The organism is Bacteroides propionicigenes, from assembly GCF_018390535.1.
GTDB lineage: Bacteria > Bacteroidota > Bacteroidia > Bacteroidales > Bacteroidaceae > Bacteroides > Bacteroides propionicigenes.
Map to the genome: position 1 here is coordinate 272,947 of NZ_JAHBBW010000002.1, position 21,792 is coordinate 294,738.

At 45.1% G+C, this 21,792-nt stretch carries 22 protein-coding genes and 1 tRNA gene; 2 read left to right on the forward strand and 21 right to left on the reverse strand.

The features are described from left to right. Positions 1 to 25: 25 nt before the first annotated feature. Positions 26 to 3,373 (forward strand): glycosyltransferase family 117 protein, encoded by a 3,348-nt coding sequence (locus KG118_RS03890; protein ID WP_117710461.1) that lies wholly within the window; start codon positions 26 to 28, stop codon positions 3,371 to 3,373. A 95-nt stretch (positions 3,374 to 3,468) separates the two neighbouring features. Then, positions 3,469 to 4,083, forward strand: coding sequence for a polysaccharide deacetylase family protein (locus tag KG118_RS03895; RefSeq protein ID WP_117710462.1), 615 nt, complete (start codon positions 3,469 to 3,471; stop codon positions 4,081 to 4,083). Positions 4,084 to 4,187: 104 nt separating this feature from the next. Here the strand turns inward: KG118_RS03895 and KG118_RS03900 are convergent, their stop codons facing one another. The 21 genes from KG118_RS03900 to KG118_RS04000 form a co-directional block, all read right to left on the reverse strand. Beyond that, the gene (locus tag KG118_RS03900) at positions 4,188 to 5,420 is read right to left on the reverse strand and encodes a DUF4861 domain-containing protein (RefSeq protein WP_117710463.1); all 1,233 of its coding nucleotides are present in this window, start codon (positions 5,418 to 5,420) and stop codon (positions 4,188 to 4,190) included. A gap of 78 nt (positions 5,421 to 5,498) precedes the next feature. Next, positions 5,499 to 6,302, reverse strand: a complete 804-nt coding sequence (locus tag KG118_RS03905) for a gluconate 5-dehydrogenase (RefSeq protein WP_117710464.1) — start codon at positions 6,300 to 6,302, stop codon at positions 5,499 to 5,501. Positions 6,303 to 6,349: 47 nt separating this feature from the next. After that, the gene (gene kduI, locus KG118_RS03910) at positions 6,350 to 7,192 is read right to left on the reverse strand and encodes a 5-dehydro-4-deoxy-D-glucuronate isomerase (RefSeq protein WP_117710465.1); all 843 of its coding nucleotides are present in this window, start codon (positions 7,190 to 7,192) and stop codon (positions 6,350 to 6,352) included. Positions 7,193 to 7,433: 241 nt separating this feature from the next. Beyond that, a tRNA-Gln gene (locus tag KG118_RS03915) sits at positions 7,434 to 7,504 on the reverse strand. Between the two features lie 92 nt (positions 7,505 to 7,596). Then, positions 7,597 to 8,889, reverse strand: a complete 1,293-nt coding sequence (tyrS, locus tag KG118_RS03920) for a tyrosine--tRNA ligase (protein ID WP_117710466.1) — start codon at positions 8,887 to 8,889, stop codon at positions 7,597 to 7,599. Between the two features lie 78 nt (positions 8,890 to 8,967). Continuing rightward, entirely contained in the window at positions 8,968 to 9,615 is a 648-nt protein-coding gene (locus tag KG118_RS03925; protein ID WP_117710467.1) for a TatD family hydrolase, read from the reverse strand. Beyond that, on the reverse strand, positions 9,612 to 9,833 hold the full coding sequence (gene yidD, locus KG118_RS03930) for a membrane protein insertion efficiency factor YidD (RefSeq protein WP_009122051.1): 222 nt from the start codon (positions 9,831 to 9,833) through the stop codon (positions 9,612 to 9,614). Before yidD ends, KG118_RS03925 begins: the two co-directional genes overlap by 4 nt. After that, the gene (rnpA, locus tag KG118_RS03935) at positions 9,830 to 10,249 is read right to left on the reverse strand and encodes a ribonuclease P protein component (protein ID WP_117710468.1); all 420 of its coding nucleotides are present in this window, start codon (positions 10,247 to 10,249) and stop codon (positions 9,830 to 9,832) included. The genes yidD and rnpA overlap by 4 nt, the downstream gene beginning before the upstream one ends. Positions 10,250 to 10,415: 166 nt before the next feature. Next, complete coding sequence (locus KG118_RS03940; protein ID WP_117710469.1) at positions 10,416 to 11,168, reverse strand: uroporphyrinogen-III synthase; 753 nt, start codon at positions 11,166 to 11,168, stop codon at positions 10,416 to 10,418. A 4-nt stretch (positions 11,169 to 11,172) separates the two neighbouring features. After that, complete coding sequence (locus tag KG118_RS03945) at positions 11,173 to 11,904, reverse strand: DUF4271 domain-containing protein (protein ID WP_117710470.1); 732 nt, start codon at positions 11,902 to 11,904, stop codon at positions 11,173 to 11,175. Continuing rightward, the gene (locus KG118_RS03950) at positions 11,901 to 12,488 is read right to left on the reverse strand and encodes an LOG family protein (RefSeq protein ID WP_117710471.1); all 588 of its coding nucleotides are present in this window, start codon (positions 12,486 to 12,488) and stop codon (positions 11,901 to 11,903) included. Before KG118_RS03950 ends, KG118_RS03945 begins: the two co-directional genes overlap by 4 nt. Before the next feature lie 185 nt (positions 12,489 to 12,673). Next, entirely contained in the window at positions 12,674 to 13,966 is a 1,293-nt protein-coding gene (gene metK / locus KG118_RS03955) for a methionine adenosyltransferase (RefSeq protein WP_117710472.1), read from the reverse strand. Between the two features lie 233 nt (positions 13,967 to 14,199). Continuing rightward, entirely contained in the window at positions 14,200 to 14,694 is a 495-nt protein-coding gene (folK, locus tag KG118_RS03960) for a 2-amino-4-hydroxy-6-hydroxymethyldihydropteridine diphosphokinase (protein ID WP_117710473.1), read from the reverse strand. Positions 14,695 to 14,701: 7 nt separating this feature from the next. Then, positions 14,702 to 15,760: a tRNA preQ1(34) S-adenosylmethionine ribosyltransferase-isomerase QueA gene (gene queA / locus KG118_RS03965; protein ID WP_117710474.1), complete on the reverse strand. Its 1,059-nt coding sequence runs from the start codon at positions 15,758 to 15,760 to the stop codon at positions 14,702 to 14,704. Between the two features lie 72 nt (positions 15,761 to 15,832). Continuing rightward, the gene (gene truB / locus KG118_RS03970) at positions 15,833 to 16,540 is read right to left on the reverse strand and encodes a tRNA pseudouridine(55) synthase TruB (protein WP_117710475.1); all 708 of its coding nucleotides are present in this window, start codon (positions 16,538 to 16,540) and stop codon (positions 15,833 to 15,835) included. Beyond that, positions 16,540 to 17,394: an undecaprenyl-diphosphate phosphatase gene (locus KG118_RS03975; RefSeq protein WP_117710593.1), complete on the reverse strand. Its 855-nt coding sequence runs from the start codon at positions 17,392 to 17,394 to the stop codon at positions 16,540 to 16,542. Before KG118_RS03975 ends, truB begins: the two co-directional genes overlap by 1 nt. Positions 17,395 to 17,396: 2 nt before the next feature. Further along, the gene (locus KG118_RS03980) at positions 17,397 to 17,639 is read right to left on the reverse strand and encodes a DUF3098 domain-containing protein (RefSeq protein WP_117710476.1); all 243 of its coding nucleotides are present in this window, start codon (positions 17,637 to 17,639) and stop codon (positions 17,397 to 17,399) included. A gap of 24 nt (positions 17,640 to 17,663) precedes the next feature. Further along, entirely contained in the window at positions 17,664 to 18,539 is an 876-nt protein-coding gene (locus KG118_RS03985; protein WP_117710477.1) for a cell division protein FtsX, read from the reverse strand. A 4-nt stretch (positions 18,540 to 18,543) separates the two neighbouring features. Continuing rightward, positions 18,544 to 19,443 carry a class I SAM-dependent methyltransferase gene (locus KG118_RS03990; RefSeq protein WP_117710478.1) on the reverse strand — a complete coding sequence of 300 codons (900 nt, stop codon included), beginning with the start codon at positions 19,441 to 19,443 and terminating at the stop codon, positions 18,544 to 18,546. Positions 19,444 to 19,570: 127 nt separating this feature from the next. Further along, on the reverse strand, positions 19,571 to 20,992 hold the full coding sequence (locus KG118_RS03995; protein WP_117710479.1) for an MAC/perforin domain-containing protein: 1,422 nt from the start codon (positions 20,990 to 20,992) through the stop codon (positions 19,571 to 19,573). A 220-nt stretch (positions 20,993 to 21,212) separates the two neighbouring features. Next, positions 21,213 to 21,782 (reverse strand): hypothetical protein, encoded by a 570-nt coding sequence (locus KG118_RS04000; RefSeq protein ID WP_147331356.1) that lies wholly within the window; start codon positions 21,780 to 21,782, stop codon positions 21,213 to 21,215. Positions 21,783 to 21,792: the final 10 nt, after the last annotated feature.

Sequence of the window (21,792 nt, forward strand, 5' to 3'; positions counted from 1 at the left end):
ATAATAAAAAACGAATTTCATCCGAATGAAACAGTACAAAACCGTAAACAACCTGATTGGTTGGATTACATTTATCATTGCAGCAACGGTTTATTGCATGACTATTGAGCCGACTGCAAGTTTTTGGGACTGCCCGGAGTTCATTACCACCGGCTATAAGCTGGAAGTAGGACACCCGCCCGGCGCACCGTTCTTTATGTTAGTAGCCAATCTATTTTCTCAGTTTGCTTCCGATGCCACTACCGTTGCCAAAATGGTGAACTACATGAGTGCACTGATGAGCGGCGCTTGTATCCTGTTCTTATTCTGGAGTATCACTCACTTGGTACGCAAACTGGTTATCACCGATGAGAATAACATCACCAAAGGACAACTGATTACTGTCATGGGCAGCGGCCTGGTAGGCGCATTGGCATACACATTCAGTGACACATTCTGGTTCAGCGCCGTAGAAGGTGAAGTATATGCCTTCTCCTCACTGTTTACAGCGGTGGTATTCTGGCTGATATTGAAATGGGAAGATGTAGCAGACGAGCCGCATTCCGACCGTTGGCTGATTCTCATCGCCTATCTCACCGGATTGAGTATCGGCGTTCACTTGCTGAACTTGCTCTGTCTCCCGGCTATCGTGTTGGTATATTATTACAAGAAAGTGCCCAATGCCAATGCAAAAGGTTCTCTGTTGGCGCTTCTCGCCTCTATGGTGCTGGTAGCGGTTGTGCTGTACGGCATCGTTCCGGGCATTGTAAAAGTGGGCGGCTGGTTCGAGCTGTTCTTTGTCAACACACTCGGTATGTCATTCAACAGCGGCGTCATCGTATATATCATCTTACTGGCAGCTTGCCTTATTTGGGGTGTATACGAAAGTTACAATGAAAAGAGCAAATCGCGTATGGCGCTCTCCTTCATACTGACCATAGCCATGCTGGGTATTCCTTTCTACGGTCATGGCGGCAGTTCCGTGATTATCGGCATCATCGTCATCGCGCTGTTATGGTTCTACCTCAAACCGGGCACACAGGAGAAGATTAAAGAGAAATACCGTGTATCGGCACGTACGCTGAACACATCGCTGTTGTGCACCATGATGATTGTCATCGGCTATTCATCTTATGCACTTATCGTAATCCGTTCTACCGCCAACACCCCGATGGACCAGAACTCACCGGAAGACATTTTCACACTGGGCGAATATCTGGGACGCGAGCAATACGGAACACGTCCGCTGTTCTACGGTCCGGCTTACTCCTCACAAGTAGCTTTGGACGTGAAAGACGGATATTGCGAACCGCGCATCTCCTACAACGGAACCAAATATATCCGCAAGGAGAAAGCCACTGACGACGAAAAGGACAGCTACATCGAAATTCCGGGACGCATCGAGTACGAGTACGCACAGAATATGCTTTTCCCGCGTATGTACAGCAGCGCCCATGCCAACCAATATCAAGCTTGGCAAGATATCAAAGGATATGATGTGCCCTATGACAAATGCGGTGAGATGATTATGGTGACCATGCCTACGCAATGGGAAAACATCAAGTTCTTCTTCTCCTACCAGCTCAACTGGATGTACTGGCGCTACTTTATGTGGAACTTCGCCGGACGTCAGAATGACTTGCAGGGTAGCGGAGAAATAGAACATGGCAACTGGATTACCGGTATCAAGTTCATTGACAATATGCTCGTAGGCAATCAGGACTTGCTGCCGAAAGAGCTGCAAGAGAACAAAGGACATAACGTATTCTACTGCCTGCCGCTGTTGCTCGGAATTATCGGCCTGTTGTGGCAGGCTTACCGCGGACAGAAAGGTATCCAGCAGTTCTGGGTAGTGTTCTTCCTTTTCTTCATGACCGGTATAGCGATTGTGCTCTACCTGAACCAGACGCCAAGCCAGCCGCGTGAACGCGACTATGCGTATGCGGGCTCGTTCTATGCTTTCGCCATCTGGATAGGTATGGGTGTGGCAGGTATTATCCGCCTGTTGCAGCATTATGCCAAGATGAAGGAGCTTCCCGCCGCAGCCATCGTTTCAGTAGCCTGCCTTTTTGTTCCCATACAGATGGCGAGCCAGACTTGGGACGACCACGATCGTAGCGGCCGTTATGTGGCACGTGACTTCGGTCAGAACTACCTGATGTCATTGCAAGAAACGGGCAATCCCATCATCTATACCAACGGCGATAACGATACCTTCCCCTTGTGGTACAACCAAGAGACGGAAGGCTTCCGTACCGATGCCCGTACTTGTAACCTCAGCTACCTGCAGACCGACTGGTACATCGACCAAATGAAGCGTCCCGCCTACGACTCTCCTTCCCTGCCCATCACGTGGGACCGTATGGAGTACGTGGAAGGTACCAACGAATATATTCCGGTACGCCCCGAATACAAGAAGAGTATCGACGCCTTGTATGCCGAAGCAGAGAAACAAGCCCTGAGCGGTAATACCGAAGCATTGATAAACGTGAAGAAAGAATTCGGTGACAATCCTTACGAACTTAAAAACATCCTGAAATACTGGATACGCAGCAAGAATGAGGACTTGAAAGTAATTCCTACCGACAGCATCGTAATGAAAGTGGATAAAGAGGCCGTACGCCGCAGCGGCATGATGATACCGGGTGATTCCATCCCCGACTATATGCACATCTCGCTGAAAGGTAAACGCGCCCTCTACAAAAGCGAACTCATGATGCTCGAGATGCTAGCGGAAGCCAATTGGGAACGTCCTATCTATATTGCAGTCAGTGTAGGGCCGGAAAACCAATTGAACATGAGTAATCACTTCATTCAGGAAGGTCTTACCTACCGTTTCACTCCGTTCGATACAGACAAACTGGGTGTGAAGATTGACAGCGAAAAGATGTATGACAACCTGATGAACAAGTTCAAGTTCGGCGGTATCGACAAACCGGGTATCTACATTGATGAGAATACGATGCGTATGTGCCACTCACATCGCCGTATCTTCTCCCAACTTGTACAGCAGTTGATACGCGAAGGCAAGAAGGATAAGGCTAAAGCCGCACTGGACTATGCCGAAAAAATGATTCCTGCCTACAACGTACCATATGACTGGCAAAACGGCGCCGTACAAATGGCCGAAGCATACTATCAGTTAGGCGACTCCGCAAAGGCTGACGAAATGATGAAAGCGCTTGCCAACAAAGCTGTGGAATATCTCACTTGGTATCTAAGCATGGACGACAGCCGCTTCGTTATCTCTACCCGTGAGTTTGAATACCACTGGGCAGTGCTCGATGCCGAAGTAAAGATTATGAAGAAATACAATTCCAAACTGGCGGAAATCTACGAACCGAAAGTAGAAGAGTTGTACAATTTATATGTAGAAAGACTTAAACAGCGATAAACGGGCAGTGGTGAGTGATTAGTAAATAACAGTTTGCTAACCACTCACCACTGCACGCTTATCACTAATCAATAACCGTTAACCGCTAATTAATCGTGTTTATAGAACAGCCTCCCGAGTTCGTTCGTAAGTTATATCCCAGCGCCGTCTGGCGAATGGACCCGAATGAGAGAGCCATTTACCTGACTTTTGACGACGGACCTATCCCCGAAGTTACTCCCTGGGTTCTTGATTTACTTGACAAATACAGTATAAAGGCCACCTTCTTTATGGTAGGTGACAATATCCGTAAGCATCCCGATGAGTTTCAAATGGTTGTGGAGCGGGGACATCGTATCGGCAACCATACTTTCAACCATTTAAGGGGATTTGAATATAACTTCAAAGACTATCTGGCCAATGCAGAGAAAGCAAATGAAGTGATGAAAACGGACTTATTCCGTCCTCCGCACGGACATATGGGATGGACACAGTATATGATACTGAAACGCCGCTATAAGATAATAATGTGGGACTTGGTAACGCGCGATTATAGCAAGAAGCTACGCGGTCCCCAGGTGCTTGCCAACGTAATGAGATACGCACGCAACGGTTCTATCATTACATTTCATGATTCCTTAAAGTCTTGGAATAACGGCAACCTGCAATACGCATTGCCACGGGCAATAGAATTTCTGAAAGAAGAAGGATACGAGTTTAAACAGCTATAGAGTTATGGGAATTGAAAGTTAAAAGTTGAGAGTTGAAAGTTTGCTATACAGCATAATCGCGCAGCTTAACTTTCAACTCTCAACTTTTAACTCTTTCAGCTTTCTCAGTTTACTTTTACCGTCAACGGATTGCGTACTTTCTGAGCGAAATCAGCCATATACAGGTTCCAAGCATCGGCGGTCTTGATGTCCGCTCTATCCCATGCAAATCCCCAATAATATACATATTCCGAACCCGGTTCGTAATCACTGACAGCAAGCACATGACCATCGGCATTATTACGTTCCTTCTTTTCCTTTTCGGAGAAAAGTACAGTTTTAGCATCCTTGACAACGGTAGGTACAGCAGCACCCATAAAAATTTTGCCATTATCAGGACCGGTAGTAGGATCTACATAGGTAATGTAACCGTTAGCAGCGTCGGCAACGACAGCCCCATCCGGTTCATGCAATACAATACCTGTAACGATAGGCAATGTTTCTTTCAGATTGCTGTATGATACGGCTGTCCTGTTCAAGTGCGAACCTGCATCCAATGTAATCAAACGTGTTTCTACCACAGTCGAATCACCCTTTACAGTCAGAGGATTGAACTCCAACTTCACTGTAAAGCGCAGCGGGCCGTTATCCAGAATCTCCTGATTCTTATAGCACCACGGATAGATAATGTTGTCATCTACCATCAATGCGGCTACACCGGCTCCCAATGTGGGACCTACTGCATAGCAGTCCATACCATGCCCATGGTCAATATGGTAAGACATTTCTTTCAGTAACGCATCAGCTTTCTCCGGATCCGTTTTCTTTAATTCTCTCAGCTTGGCACGAGTTTCCCTATCAGTTTCCTTGGCATACATAGCTTCCAATATGGGCTCGGAGGTATCGCGCTTTGTAAACAAGTCGTAGCCGAAGCCACGCTCACCCTTTGCCTGCAAAGCAGGACCATACGCACGAAAAGCCACCAAATCATTCTCCCAAGCCATATCATCCATACGTTCGGGGTAACATTTACCGCAAGCCTTTACATCAAAAGCCTCAGGCGTACCGGTCTGTATGGTATAAGTAGCGATGCCGTTGGCAGCTACCGTAGCGGGAAATATAACCTTGTCATCATACGTAATCTGATAAGGCACTTGCTGCCCGTCAGCGTTCAATACGACAATCTGCGCCGTATCTGCCAAGCCCAAACGGTTTGTAACAGTCTCCATAGACACCTCTACCATCTCATTAGAGCGCTCCATGGCCAACGGATTGGTTACCGTAACGGTCAGCGTTTTGCTCTCGTTACAAGCGAAGCAAAACAAAACCGTCATACATAATAAAAGAAGTTTCTTCATACTGAATAAATAATATGATAAAGGCGGTAAAGTAATATTCCTCTATCACCTACCGCCTTACCACCTTTAATTACCTTATTATTTCGGTTGTTTTCCGATGTAAGCCAAGATACCACCGTCAACGTACAGGATATGTCCGTTAACTGCGTTAGAAGCCTCAGAAGCCAAGAATACAGCAGGACCTGTGAGTTCTTCCGGATCCAACCAACGACCGGCGGGAGTCTTAGCGCAAATGAATGAATCGAACGGGTGACGGCTGCCGTCAGCTTGCTTTTCACGCAACGGAGCGGTCTGCGGAGTAGCGATGTAACCCGGACCGATACCATTACATTGAATGTTGTATTCACCATATTCAGAGCAGATGTTACGAGTCAGCATCTTCAAACCACCCTTAGCGGCAGCGTATGCAGATACAGTCTCACGGCCCAGTTCGGACATCATAGAACAGATATTGATGATTTTACCATGACCCTTCTTCATCATTGCAGGCAGAACAGCCTTAGAAACGATAAACGGAGCGTTCAGGTCAATATCGATAACGCGACGGAAGTCGGCAGCTTCCATTTCGTGCATAGGAACACGACGGATGATACCTGCGTTGTTAACCAAAATATCGATAGTACCTACTTCTTTTTCAATTGTTGCCACCATAGCCTGAACAGCAGGTTCATTAGTTACGTCGCATACATAGCCATGTGCTTGGATACCCTTTTCGGCATAAGCAGCCATACCTTTATCCACCAATTCTTGGTTGATATCGTTAAAACAGATTTTTGCGCCTTGTTCAGCAAAAGCCGAAGCGATAGCAAAACCGATACCATAAGAAGCACCTGTAACGAGGGCTACTTTACCTTCCAAAGAAAAATTCAAATACTGATTCATGATGTTTATTTATTTAGGTTGAAAAATGTGATTGTCTGTTCTAACTCTTATTTCAAGTCTGTAATCAAAGAGAAATCTTGGTCTCCGTAATCCAGATTCTCGCCACCCATACCCCATATAAAGGTATAATTATGTGTAGCCGCAGCCGAGTGGATAGACCATTCGGGAGAGAGGACGGCTTGGTCGCCCTTCATCCACACATGACGGGTTTCGTCTACTTCGCCCATAAAGTGGCAAATAGCATGATCTTCCGGAATCTCAAAGTAGAAATAGGCTTCCATACGACGGCTGTGAACGTGCGCAGGCATCGTGTTCCACACACTGCCCGGAGCAAGTTCCGTCATACCCATTTGCAGTTGGCAAGTGGGCAATACCTGATTAACCAACATCTTATTGATATTACGGTGATTGGAGCCTTCCAAAGAACCCATTTCAGCCACCACCGCGTCTTTTTTCGTCACTTTCTTATCGGGATAGTTGCGATGGGCCGTTACGGAATTGAAGTAGAACTTAGCCGGACGGGCTGCATCCTTACTCTCAAAAGTAACTTCACGGTCGCCCGAACCCAAGTAGAGGGCTTCTTTATAGTCCATCTCAAATACGGCACCACCCGCTCTCACTACACCCGGTCCGCCAACGTTGAAGATACCCATTTCACGACGGGTCAGGAAGTAAGGTGCTTTCAACGGGTCGATAGCTTCCAATGGCAGTACTTCACCCACCGGCATAGCGCCACCCACTACCATACGATCATACATGGAATATACCATATTTACTTCGTTCGGAGAGAATACCTTCTCTATAAGGAAATCGCGACGGATTCTTTTTGTATCATAGCTTTTCGCATCTTCCGGATGTGCAGCGTAGCGAATTTCATAGTTCGTTCTCATGATTTATTACGTTTTTAAGTTATCAAGTAAATAGCCGAGCGGTACGTCGTTTACGTACACGATTGCAAATGTAGCAAAAGAAAACGGCAAAACATTACTATTTTGTCCCAATTATCTATCAATATTGTACAAAGAAAGAAAAAATCATTAGAAACGTCCTAACATTTGATGAATAATTTAAAAGAAAGAATGCGACCAATAAAAAAAGCTCCGACAATCATAGACTGTCAGAGCTTTTTTGTTGGACTACCAAGATTCGAACTTGGACAAACAGAACCAAAACCTGTTGTGCTACCATTACACCATAGTCCAAACATATGTGCTTTCTGTTAAAAAGCGGTGCAAAGATAGAAGTATGTCCCGAAATATGCAAATATTTCGGGACATTTTTTCATATCCATATATTATTTTGCAATAATCAGATAATAATTCTTCTTGCCGCGTTGTACCAGCAGATACTTATCATCCAGTAAATCAGCGGTTGTAACAACCTGATCGAAAGCTGCCAGCTTTTCTTTGTTCAAAGATACACCACCGCCCTGTACCAGCTTACGCATTTCGCCTTTGGACGCAAATACGGCTGCATTGTCTACAAACAAATCAACCGCCTTCACACCCGCTGCCAGTGCATCACGAGATACCTCAAACTGAGGCACACCCTCAAATACTGCCAGCAAGGTATCTTCATCCAACTTCTTCAATGCTTCCGAAGTAGCATTACCGAAAAGGATATTGGAAGCATCGACAGCTGCATTGTAGTCTTCTTCGGAGTGTACCATAATGGTAACTTCCTTAGCCAGACGCTTCTGCAGAACACGCAAATGCGGAGCAGCTTCGTGCTCGGCTGTCAAAGCCTCGATTTCTTCCTTAGTCAGAGAAGTAAATATCTTGATGTAACGGGCTGCATCGGCATCGCTCACATTCAGCCAGAACTGGTAGAACTTATAAGGAGATGTATAACGGGGGTCAAGCCATATATTGCCGGATTCCGTCTTACCGAATTTACCGCCGTCCGCCTTTGTAATCAGAGGGCTTGTCAAGGCAAATACCTCGCCGCCATTGGTACGGCGAATCAGCTCTGCTCCCGTAGTGATGTTACCCCATTGGTCCGAACCACCCATTTGCAGCTTGCAGCCTTTGGTTTCGTACAAGTGCAGGAAGTCGTAGCCTTGCAACAGCTGGTAAGTAAATTCAGTGAAAGAAAGACCGTCACGGGCCTCACCGTTCAGACGCTTCTTCACCGAGTCCTTAGCCATCATATAGTTTACAGTGATATGCTTGCCCACTTCGCGAGCGAAGTCAAGGAAGCTGAAATCCTTCATCCAATCGTAGTTGTTCACCAACTCCGCACGGTTAGGGGCATCCGAGTCAAAATCCAAGAACTTGCTCAGCTGTTTCTTCATGCCCGCCATATTGCGTTGCAGTGTTTCTTCAGTAAGCAGATTGCGTTCCGCCGACTTACCGGAAGGGTCGCCAATCATACCCGTAGCGCCGCCAATCAGTGCCAACGGCTTATGGCCGCAGCGTTGGAAGTGGCGCAATATCATTACACTGCATAGGTGTCCGATATGCAGAGAGTCCGCCGTAGGGTCGAAACCGATATATGCAGTCACTTGTTCCTTTGCCAACAGTTCTTCCGTACCCGGCATCATATCGTGGAGCATGCCACGCCATTTTAATTCTTCTACAAAATTCATCGAATGATTAACTATTAATTATTTGATTTATACTTTGTCTGCGACAAAAGTACGACTCTTTATCCTAACAAACAACTCTTATTGTTTAAAAAAGACTTTGGCGATATTTTCCTGCACCGCTTCCGTAAGTTCGGACAAAGAAACGCAACGGGCTTGAGCTGCCCGGCTATACAAATCCGCAATTGGCACATCGCTCTCGTCAGTCTCTAAAAACAAACGGTCGGAAGGAGTAATCCGCAAGGCTTCTTCCTGATACTTCTCCCCGAAAGAGAGATAAAACCCGTGCCTCAGGTATTCTTTCGCAAGGACCGCCTTTCCGCGAAAGCCATGAATAATCCAGGGGTTGGCCGGCCGTATCTGCTGTTTCAGTTTCAGCAATTCATCCACAGCCTTTACCAAGTGAATGACCAAAGGCTTGCCCAGTTCCATAGACAGCCGCGCCTGATATTCAAAAACCTCTACCTGTACAGCCTGCGGGACGCCAGCCAATTTATCCAGACCGGCTTCTCCTATGGCAAGAACCTGCGGATGCCCGGCTAAAAAAGCCAGAATATCCATTTCATGCCGAATAGCCGGAGTAACAGTTGCCGGGATATGCCAGGGATGTATGCCCACCGAATACCATTCCCCCGTCTTCGGAGCAAAAACGTCGGGATAACAGTTCACAATAGCCGTTCCGGGCATTTGCGGCGACCGATGCGCGTGTATGTCAACAAGAGACTTCATGGGACAGGGTCATATCCGGAGCCACCCCAAGGATGACAACGTAAAATACGTTTTATCGCCAGATAAAGCCCCTTAAAAGGACCGTGCTTCTTAATGGCCTCAACTGCGTATTGAGAACAGGTAGGAGTAAATCTGCACGACGGGGAAGTCATGGGTGAAATGCACTTCCGGTAAAAATAAATAGGAAGCAACAACAGATATGAGAGCAAGCGTTTCATGGTTTAGGAAGGGTTACGGCTGCATCTGTATCTTGTACCGCCACTTTCTCGGCAATACGTGCCAAGGCTGTCTTCACCCTGTCCTCTATTACGGAAGATTCTACCAACTGGTCGGAGAGGTAAATAAAGGCAATCGCCAGCCGGCATTTCTTTTCCGCCAACACACTCAGCAACCCGTGCTTGTTTACACGATACGCTTCGCGTATCTGACGCTTCACACGGTTACGCTTCACCGCACGTTTGAAACGCCGCTTTGAAACACTGATGAGGATGGAAGCATCCGCCTCCAACTCCTCTACTGGCAAATACACCACACGCAACGGGAAGACCGAGAACGAGCGCGAACCGCCCGCAAACATCTTCTCTATAATCTTTTTTTTATCCAGTCTTTCGACTTTATGTAAGGTATTTGCCATGAATAAACTATAAAATTAGGAATGAAAAATGAAGAATTATAAAAAACGAGCTACAAGGTTTGCGACATCTAAAATACCACACCTGTAGCCCGTAATTTCTATTGTTACAACTACAAGCCACAAGCCAACGGACTTATAACTTATAATTCATAACTCATACTTCCTTTCACTTTCCTTTGTTGTTCTCCTTAATGAACATATCGAGCGCTGCCGTCATAGAGGGCGCCTGTACGCTGGGAGCTTCCAAATCCAAACGAAGTCCGGCGTCACGCACAGCTTGCGCTGTTGTAGAACCGAAGGTTCCGATCTTAATTTCTTTCTGTTCGAAATCCGGGAAATTCTTCTTCAAAGAAGACACACCTGCAGGACTAAAGAACACCAACATATCGTAATCAAACTTCTCGTCCGGAGTAAAGTCATTACTTACCGTACGATACATAACTACTTCCGTATGCTGAATCTTGCTTTTATCCAGCAAATTCTTAATTTCTTCTGTATGCACATCCGACATTGGCACTAAGTACTTTTCAGTCTTATGCTTTACAATCGAAGGCAACAAATCGTCAAACTTTCCGGTATTTCCAAAGAAAATCTTACGCTTGCGGTATTGTACATACTTCTGGATGTACAAGGCAATCGTCTCCGTTACACAGAAATATTTCATGGTTTCGGGGATTGTCACACGCAATTCCGTACAAAGATGAAAAAAGTGATCGATTGCATGACGCGAAGTGAAAATCACGGCAGTATGGTCCAATATAGACACTTTTTGCTGTCTGAACTCTTTCGCTGAAAGGCTCTCTACTTTGATAAACGGGCGAAAATCGATCTTCACACCGTACTTCTCTGCAATGTCGTAGTAAGGAGATTTCTCTGATGCCGGTTTCGGCTGCGACACAAGTACTTTCTTAATTTTCAACGTCCTAAAATTTTATTATCAAATAATCGTTTAGTTGCATCATCCCCTGATATAACATGAAACAAGGCATGATTTCAAGGGCACAAAAGTACAAAATTAAAAGGAAACTGCCATGTAAATTGTTACAAAAAAGCTTTAACCACTTATATAACATCAATATTTTAGTAAAAAAGGCTAAAATCAATCCAATTATCACTGTAAGTTGCAGACTTAAATCGAAATAGACAATAAATAGAGCGAATGGAAAAAGGGCAAATCCGAGGTAATAAAGTAGGGTAGAATACGATTCGAGCCAAAGCGCCGTGACACTTTCGTCAAAAAAAATCCAACCCAGTACGGAATAGACAATCCACTTCAAAAATAGATACAGCATACCGACCCCGATATAAATTACCAGTAACATAAAGGGCGGGACATGGTGTACCAACTCCGGCTGAATATCATTGCAATAATTAAAAATACAGACACCGACAAGAACACAGGTTTGTAGAATCAACAGCAACAGATAGCGCATATCACCTGCCGTCGAAGTGGCAAATATACTGGTGCGCTCACGATGCAGCAAGAAATCCTTTACCAGTTGCAACAAGAACCGGCGGCTGCGTGAAAGGACATAGGCCGAAAGAAAAAAACAGCACAACAAGACAATGGTAAGACCATCGTCCATTCTTGGAGAATAAGGAATGGGAATCCCTTCAGCTCCTCCTGTCGCCCATGTCATCAACAGGTTTATCATATTGCTGCAAACTTACGAATGGAGGCATCCCACAAAGGAGTGGTATGTACCAATTCAACAGCTTCCCCCGCTGTTTCCGCCACATGCCAGATAGCGCCATGCTGCGCACGCATAAAATTCTCTTCTACGGCTTTCCGGAGCATGGCGAGCAACGGGTCGAAATAGCCTTTTACATTCAGTATAACTATCGGATTCAGATAAAGTCCCAATTGTTTCCAAGTTATGACTTCAAGCAATTCTTCCAGAGTACCGCAACCACCGGGCAGCGCTATCACGGCATCACTCAAATCCGCCATCATTTTCTTGCGCTCGTGCATACTTTCCACCTCCACAAGTTCAGTCAATCCCGTATGATGCCATCCCTGTTCGACCATAAAACGGGGTATCACTCCGGTAACTTCACCTCCCGCAGCAAGTGCCGCATCCGAAACGGCAGACATAAGTCCCATATTGCCTGCACCATTAATCAAACGGATATGCCGCTGCCCCAGCAACGTTCCCAACTCATGGGCCGCATCGAAATAAACCGGGTCAATCTTGGTACTTGAAGCGCTGTACACACATACGGAGGTTATTTTATTCATCGTCTTTTAGCTATATCAATTATACTTGTTGCAAAGGTATATGATTTTAAGGAGATTTGAAAAAAGAAGCTGCTCATTCTGCTTCGGAATATTCCGGAGGCAGAAAGGCAGCTTTCTATAATAAATAGCTTGTAAAGCTATGCTGATTACTGTTTAATGAAGAATGAAAAATAAAGAACGAAGAATTAGATACCGAAGGCGGTTTTCACTTTATCAACGTAATCCAATTTTTCCCATGTGAAAAGCTCAACAGTCACATCCTTGTCGCCTTCATAACGAGACTTGAAACGCTTGGTGATGACTTGCGGCTCGCGTCCCATATGACCGTAGGCGGCAGTTTCCTGATAGATAGGATTACGCAACTTCAAACGGTCTTCGATAGCTTTCGGACGAAGGTCGAAGATTTCATCAATCTTCTTGGCTATCTCACCGTCGCTCATATTTACATGAGCGCGACCGTAAGTGTTTACATATATATTGATAGGACGCGCCACACCGATGGCATAAGACACCTGCACCAACATTTCGTCCGCTACACCGGCAGCAACCAGATTCTTGGCTATATGACGGGCAGCGTATGCAGCGCTACGGTCTACTTTGCTGGGGTCTTTACCGGAGAAGGCGCCACCGCCATGTGCACCCTTACCGCCGTAAGTGTCTACAATAATCTTGCGTCCGGTCAAGCCGGTATCTCCATGAGGACCGCCGATTACAAACTTGCCCGTAGGGTTAACGTGATATTTGATATTATCGTTAAACAACGACAATACCTTCTCATGGTGAATAGAAGCAATGACGCGGGGCATCAGAATATTAATGACATCATTACGGATGATACCCAGCATCTCCTCATCCGCCTTCAACCGGGCAGCGTCGCTGTCATCGGCAGGCAGAATGAAATCATCATGCTGAGTGGAAACTACGATTGTATCGATACGTACGGGATTGCCATTATCGTCATATTCAATGGTTACCTGGCTTTTGGAGTCCGGGCGGAGATAAGTCATTACCTCTCCTTCTCGACGGATGTCCGCCAATACTTGCAGAATGCGATGAGCAAGATCCAATGAAAGCGGCATATAATTTTCCGTCTCATTGGTGGCGTAACCGAACATCATACCCTGATCGCCCGCACCTTGTTCCATAGGGTCTTGGCGTTCCACACCCCGGTTGATATCGGGACTCTGTTCGTGGATGGCGGAAAGCACGCCGCACGAATTACTCTCGAACATATACTCGCCTTTGGTATAGCCGATTTTCTTAATTACTTCACGCGCAATGAGTTGAAGATCAACATACGCCTTGGTTTTCACTTCTCCAGCCAGCACCACCTGTCCGGTAGTAACCAGAGTTTCGCAAGCTACTTTCGAACTGGGGTCGTAAGCCAACAGTTTGTCAAGCACAGCGTCCGATATTTGATCGGCCACTTTGTCGGGGTGTCCTTCAGACACCGATTCGGATGTGAATAAATATCCCATTTCAATTAAAAATTAAGAATGAACAATTAAAAACGGAAATGAGGGGGAAGCGTCATCAATGAGTAGGTATGCAAGTCCCGGTACAGTGTAGTACCGTCAGAAAAGGATGTGTTTTAGCATTTTTTTCTGTGGTTGCAAGCTACTCAAATCTTTCCACATATCATTTTCGGCTGCAAAGATAAAGAGAAATTCCGTATACTCCACAACAGATTACACAGATTAACACAGATTTATTACTTCCCCTGCAGCATTTCTTCCAAGTCGGTCCATACAGGCAATGCAATTTCCGACCCCGGTGGATAAATTTCCTTTAGCGGACGCATCACAAAATCACGTTCACACATCAGCGGATGCGGCAATTTCAGTTCGGGCGCATCAAGGCGGACAAGAGTTCCGCCAATTGTAAAACAGAGCAATAAGTCTATATCTATCAGCCTATCACTGTATACTCCCCCGGCGGATTTCCGCGTACGTCCTATTTCACGCTCTATCTCTTGGGTGAGATGCAGGACAGGCAGCGGCGGAAGAAGCGTCTCCGCGCAGACTACCGCATTCAGAAACGTATTCTCCGAGGAGAACCCCCACGGGGCAGTAGCGTAAAAAGCGGACAGGGAAATCACTTTCCCTACCCGCTCTTCTATTTTCCGGACGGCGAGACGAAGATTATGCTCCTTGTCGCCAAGATTAGTCCCCAGACCGAAGAATATCAAGAATGAAGAATTCTTCATTACTTAATTATTTATCTGTAATCAGCATCGCATCGCCATACGTACCGAAGCGGTAATCTTCCTTCAACGCCACATTGTAGGCTTCCATCACCTGGTCGTAACCGCCGAAGGCGGCAACAATCATCAACAGGGTGGAAAGCGGCATATGGAAGTTGGACACCATTGCATTGGCAACCGTAAAGTCATACGGCGGGAAGATGAACTTATTTGTCCAACCCTCGTATTCCTTCAAATGGCCGTCTGTGCTGACAGTGCTCTCTATCGCACGCATCACCGTAGTACCTACGGCACATACCTGTCTGTTAAAGTCCTTGGCACGGTTCACAACCTTTACAGCTTCTTCCGTGACAATCATTTGTTCGGAATCCGTTTTATGTTTAGTGAGGTCCTCCACATCGATATCGCGGAAGTTACCCAAGCCGGCATGCAGCGTAATGTAAGCAAAGTCTATCCCCTTAATCTCCATGCGCTTCATCAGTTCACGGCTGAAATGGAGACTTGCCGTCGGGGCTGTTACAGCACCTTCGTTACGGGCAAAGATGGACTGGAAGCGTTCCGAATCTTCCGGTTCCACGGGACGGTTGATGATGCTGTGCGGCAGCGGCGTTTCGCCCAATGCGTACAGGGCTTTCTTGAACTCATCATGCGGCCCGTCATAAAGGAAGCGAAGGGTACGTCCGCGTGAGGTAGTATTGTCAATCACCTCAGCCACCATGGAATCGTCTTCACCAAAATAGAGTTTGTTGCCGATACGGATTTTACGGGCAGGATCTACCAGCACATCCCATAAACGCAACTCTTCATTCAACTCACGCAACAGAAAAACCTCAATACGGGCGCCGGTCTTTTCCTTGTTACCGTACAAACGGGCCGGAAACACCTTCGTATCATTAAAGATAAATACATCCTTATCATCGAAATACTCCAATATATCCTTGAACATACGGTGTTCGATTTCGCCCGTCTTTCTGTGTAGTACCATCAAGCGTGACTCATCTCTATACCTTGTAGGATGTAAGGCAATCTTCTCTTCAGGAAGTTTAAATTTAAATTGCGACAGTTTCATAATTATAATGTGCTAATATGCTGATGTGCCAATGTGCCGACGAAGCGCAAGACAACAGCACGATGTTAATAATCAATTTTCTTCTATTACGACTTCTTGTCCGTCTATCCACTCTTTGAAATCAAGCGGGTTAAGGCAATCTTCTATATGGACTTCCCCTACACGGGTACGCTCCAAAGCCGTGAGGTGGGCGCCGCTATTCAACGCCTCACCGATGTCACGCGCCAAAGCGCGGATGTAAGTGCCCTTGCTGCACACCACCCGAACCTTGATTTCCGGCAGGTTGCATTCCAGCAATTCAATCTCGTCAATCACCAGCAACTTGGGCTTCAACTCCACTTCTTCGCCTTTGCGGGCAAGGTCATAGGCACGCTTTCCGTTCACCATGCAGGCCGAGAAAGCGGGGGGCACTTGCTGTATCTCACCGATAAATTTTTTCAGAGTCTCCTCTACCAGCTCCCTCGTGATGTGTTCCGTAGGATAGGTAGCATCTATCTCATGCTCCAAATCATAGGAAGGAGTGGTAGCACCCAACCGGATGGTGGCAACATACTCCTTGGTGTGATACTGGAATTCTTCAATCCGCTTTGTAGCCTTGCCCGTACACACTATCATCACTCCCGTAGCGAGAGGGTCGAGTGTGCCCGCATGACCAACTTTCAATTTCTTTACTTTCATCCGCCGGCAGATATGATAGCGCGCATGGCCTACGACCTTGAACGATGTCCATCCCAACGGCTTATTGAAATACAGAACTTCTCCTTCTTTAAAATTCATCATCACACTACTTCTAAATTATGTCCTGTAAGCAACAACAGAAGGATAATCCCTCCTACGATGATGCGATACCAGCCGAATGCCTTGAAACCATATTTCGTCACGAAGCTGATAAAGAACTTAATGGCAAGCAAAGCCACCACGAAAGCCACCACATTGCCAAGTATCAATGCCGGCATATTATTCACGATAATCTCCGTTCCACCGTCCAGAAAGAGTTTCAACATTTTATAGACCGTAGCCGCAAACATCGTGGGAACAGCCAGGAAGAAAGAGAACTCTGCCGCAGCCTTGCGAGTCATTTTCTGTGCCATACCGCCGACAATCGTCGCCATGGAACGAGACACGCCCGGTATCATTGCAATACACTGGAACAGACCGATATTAAAAGCCTTCTTCTCCGTCAGGACAGTATCTTCACTGCCTTTAGAGAATATCTTGTCGCAGAACAGCATGAACACACCGCCAATCACAAGCATTACAGCCACCACAGTCACACTTTCCAGCATCTCGTCAATCTTGTCACTGAACAGGAATCCCAATACAGCCGCCGGAACAAATGCCACCAGCAACTTCCAGTAAAAGTCGAACTTATGCAGAAAACGCTTCAATGCAGAAGCTCCTGCCGGAACCGGAGTATGGTTTAAACGGAAAAAACGCTTCCAATACAACCAAACTACCGAAAGGATTGCACCGAACTGTATAATCACCGTAAAGGCTTTTACAAATTCCGTACTCTCTATGCCCAACAGATTCTGTGCAATAATCATGTGTCCCGTAGAAGAAACCGGCAAGAACTCCGTCAATCCCTCTACGATAGCTATAATAATCACTTCAAGCGTACTCAAATCTCCCATAATCACTCTTTTGTTTCTTCTTTTGTTTTCGGTTTACGCAATACGGCATATATCATGAATACAAACCCCAACAGGCAGACCAATGGAGCCACTTTAATGCGTCTTACACTAAAAATGTCCGGTTCAAAGTGTGTCGGTGTAGATACGGGACCGGTCATTAAAATAAAACCAAGTATTACCACCGCCATACCGACAGCAAGCAAAATAAAATTGGTCTTGTCAAAAGCGAACTTCTGTTTACTCATCTATTTACATTTATTATTAAACTCCTATATATAATATAACGTGCTCGCTTTCATCCTCAGATACTTATTGATAGAAAGCAACGCACACAGCCAAGTAATGAGCACTCCAAACACCAGTACGGCAACGGAAACCAGCAACATCACCTCAGGCGTAATCACCCTGATTAATTCCGGCTCATAAGAAACCAGCCAATAGGCGGCTCCCCACAGGACAGCATCGGCAATGACAGCCGACAACACGCCTATCCAGAAATTACGCCGCAAGAACGGACGCCTGATAAAGCTCCAGCTTGCCCCCACCAGCTTCATTGTATGAATAAGGAAGCGTTTGGAATAGATAGTCAGACGGATTGTATTGTTTATCAACGCAAAGGAAATGAAAGTAAGAATGACAGCCAGCCCCAACAGCATCAGGCTGATATTGCGGATATTATCATTCACCGCATCTATCAGGTCTTTCTGATAAAGCACTTCCTGAATATTCGTATTTTTCTTGATTTTCTTCTCTATCTTGGCAATGCTGTCCGAATTGGCATAATCCGAATGCAGCTTAATCTCGATGGACGCCGTAAAAGGATTATAGCCGAGGAACTCCTGCGGGTCTGTCCCCATCGCCTCGGTTTGTTCGCGAAGCGCCTGTTTCTTGGAGATATATTCAGTCTCCTTCACAAACGGCTCTTTATCCAACTTCTTCTGCAGTTTCAGAATATCGCTCTCTTTCATATCATCACTGATAAGAATAGAGAAGTTGATATTCTCCTTTACGTACACGGAAAGATTGTGAGCCCCCAATACAAAGAACACCACCAAGCCCAACAACAGCAATACCAATGTAGTACTTATGCTGGATGTGATGAACTGCATATCAAAATAGGATACCGAATTACGTTTAGCTTTCATTAAATCACCTTTTTTTACGAAACACATAAATCATGGAACTGCTGCGCTCTTTCTTTACCAACGCATGGAACCATGCCAATGTACCGGTAATCATACCCCGCATGAACGGGCACGAACGGCGCATATTTTTCTCTGTCAACATGGACACGTAGAACGCGTCAAACGGCATGGGATGACGTTCCGCCAAAATAAAGCCATGCTTGGAACCCAACCGTTGGATAGTGCCGGGAGTGAAATGCCACAAATGCCGGGGCACATCGTAGGCAGCCCAATAAGCTCCGTATTTCTTGGCGTCGTACGAAGAGCAGTTGGGTACGGCTACAATCAGCACTCCTTTTTCCGTCAGCAACGAATTCAGCGATTCCCAAGTCTCATTCAGCGATTCAAGGTGCTCCATTACGTGCCACAGGGTAATGACATCAAAACTATCCGGTTCAAAATCTTTCAACGCCGTATCGGGCTTTACCTCCAAGCCGAAATGCTCTTTGGCAAAAGCACGTGCACGGGCATTCTTCTCAATAGCTTCCACCTGCCAGCCGCAACGCCTCATTGTATCGGCAAAATAACCGGTTCCCGTACCGATGTCCAGCAAACGTCCTGTTTTACGATGTGCCTCATGCGTCACCAAACGGGCTTTGCGCTTCAACATATAGCTGCGCACCCAATGGTATACGGAGTTCATCACCCCTTTTTTCGTATCTGAATGGGATATATAATCGGGAGTTTCATAATAGCGTCCAATTTCCGCTTCTACGGGAAAATCCTGAGTCAATATAAAACCACAGTCCCTGCAACGGCACAAGTGGAATACTTCACCCGAAGCATAATGGTCTACGCAGGTCAGGATACGCTCCAAATGCGTTCCACCACATACCGGACAAGCTTTAATAGTGAGTTTATTCATCGAACGTTTACCAATAAGGAAGTGCAGTCTGAACCGAACAGACCGCACTTATCCTAAATTTGGTGCAAAATAACAAATAAAAAGTGATTTACAAGGTTTTCATTAAGGAGATTTAATAAATGATGCCCTATAATGGCATTACATACCCTACGATTCCGATTTTTCTCCAATCACCTCGTTTATCATAACTTGCTTTATCCGCCACAGTATAATAATATCCTTTACCGTCAGTAGCCTCAAACAGAGGGACGCTTCCCTTTTGAGGTGAATCGTAAATATAGCCTATCATCACTTTATCACTACCCGCTTTCTCACTATTCATAGAGAGTCTTTGAAGAATTCCCTGCTTATAAGTATAGAGCGGGGCGGTATTTTCTTCCTGATTTTGGTACAGGGAACATATAGCCCCTTCATATTTACATTCACTTTTTGCCGAACAAGCCTCATAAGAATTGAAATAAGCATAATTATACCCACTCCAAGCCTGAATTAAAGGTACGGTGGCTACTACTTTCAGTGTATTTTCAGCGATATATGCTTTCACAGCCTCTTGTAGCTGTGCCTTTTTAGTCTTATCACTTATTACTCTGTAAATAGGAATCGTTTCTATATAGGTAAGCGCATAGTTTGTCTCATCCGGATCGGTACCGAACCATTCTATAAGTTCTTTTTCTACGGGAGGTAAAGAAAGCAGAGATGTATTCCCCCCACAAAATTCCATGATTAATTGCCCGCCTGCTCCTTTAGGCAGTCTCTCATCTGTTATTGGAATAGTCCCCGTTCCAATTCCTATCTCCGCCATTTTATTAAGTGTATAATATAATAAAACGCTTTGAGATTTATCTCCAAATGAAAGCAATTCCGGAATGGTGGTACGGAACAAACTCTTATAGCGCATTCCCAATCCTGTACGTTTCAAAATATGTGTACCATACTTCTTGACAATTTCTTCCGGTGCCAAATTTTGAATATCATTCCTGAAATCAGTGGTAAAACAAAGTTCTGCATCCGGGTAAAAAGCCCAAAAAGAACTATTGAACCCTACACCATATTTAGTATAGGTTTGTTGACAACTAACAAAAGAAAATTGTGATGAATGCGCATAGCCTGCCTGAAATTCCGGATGTTTAAGCAAAGCCCCCGCAAACAGGGGATCTGAAAACTCATAGGTTTCTACACGAGAAATATCAGCTACCCGCCTCAAGAACTTTAGCGGATCTTCTCCCATAAGATTAGTGGGAAAACCACTCCGAGACGGAAGAGTGCGTATAGATGTACCGTTCTTCTCTACCAACTGTAAATCAAAGACCGGGGCCCTTACAGCCTCAAAACTCAAATAATCTTTTGTAATATCATACCCCGCTCCAAGTAGCTGAATATCTTTATGAGGATAAATCTTAAAAATGGGTTCTTTATCCGGCACAGCACAAAATTCCATGGGAGAATTGACCTGCAAAGGCCGAGGTTTATAAAAGTTAGAATCTTCATCATCATCACAACTGAAAAAAGCACAAAGCACTAATGTAAATAGCAAAGTTCTTGTTTTCATAACTTATCAGATTTGGTGTTCTCCAAATATACGGAATTAAAAATGAATATAGTCATTAATAATCAAATATTTATAAGTTATGGGAGTATTCATCCTATTCATGACGACACAATGCAATCATCATAGAAATATAGCGTATACCACAAAAAAGAACAGGCAATATTCAAAGTACTCATATTCTCTATTTCTTTCACCCACATTGATAAGATATAGCCCATTCTTAAAGAAAAGTTGGCCACACATCACCTTTCTTCGTGCTTATGTACCACTTTGTTTCTCCCGCCTCATCCACTTTCTGAGAAACAGAAAATTCATGCAACTTGGTAACATATATAGTATTTGTCTGCGGCTGTGTCAACAATATAGCAAAAGAGTACTCACCTTTCACAGGCGGATAATACACACCTAAGAAAGATACATAAGTCTCCCTGTTTTCCGCATTATTTATTTTCCCTATAGACATACGATACCCATACTCAGTGGTAAACCCCGGAGTATAAAAGCTCAATAGGTAATAAACATAATCAGGCTGAAAAATACGCCCATATACAGGGGCAGAAGACAACATCTTATATTCTTCTTCTGTGAAATCCATATATAATTGAATCTGCCCGCTAAGCCCCGAAACGCCTATATTACTTTCATGGTTTGATGGGTAAATATAGCTCTCCAAATACTTCATATTATAATCAGAAGTTTCAGATATATTATCATCATCCGAACAGGCACAAACTCCTGCAAGCATACTAAAAAGTATACTATAAAAATATAGCCTATTCATTCCTTTCATTTTTTAATTA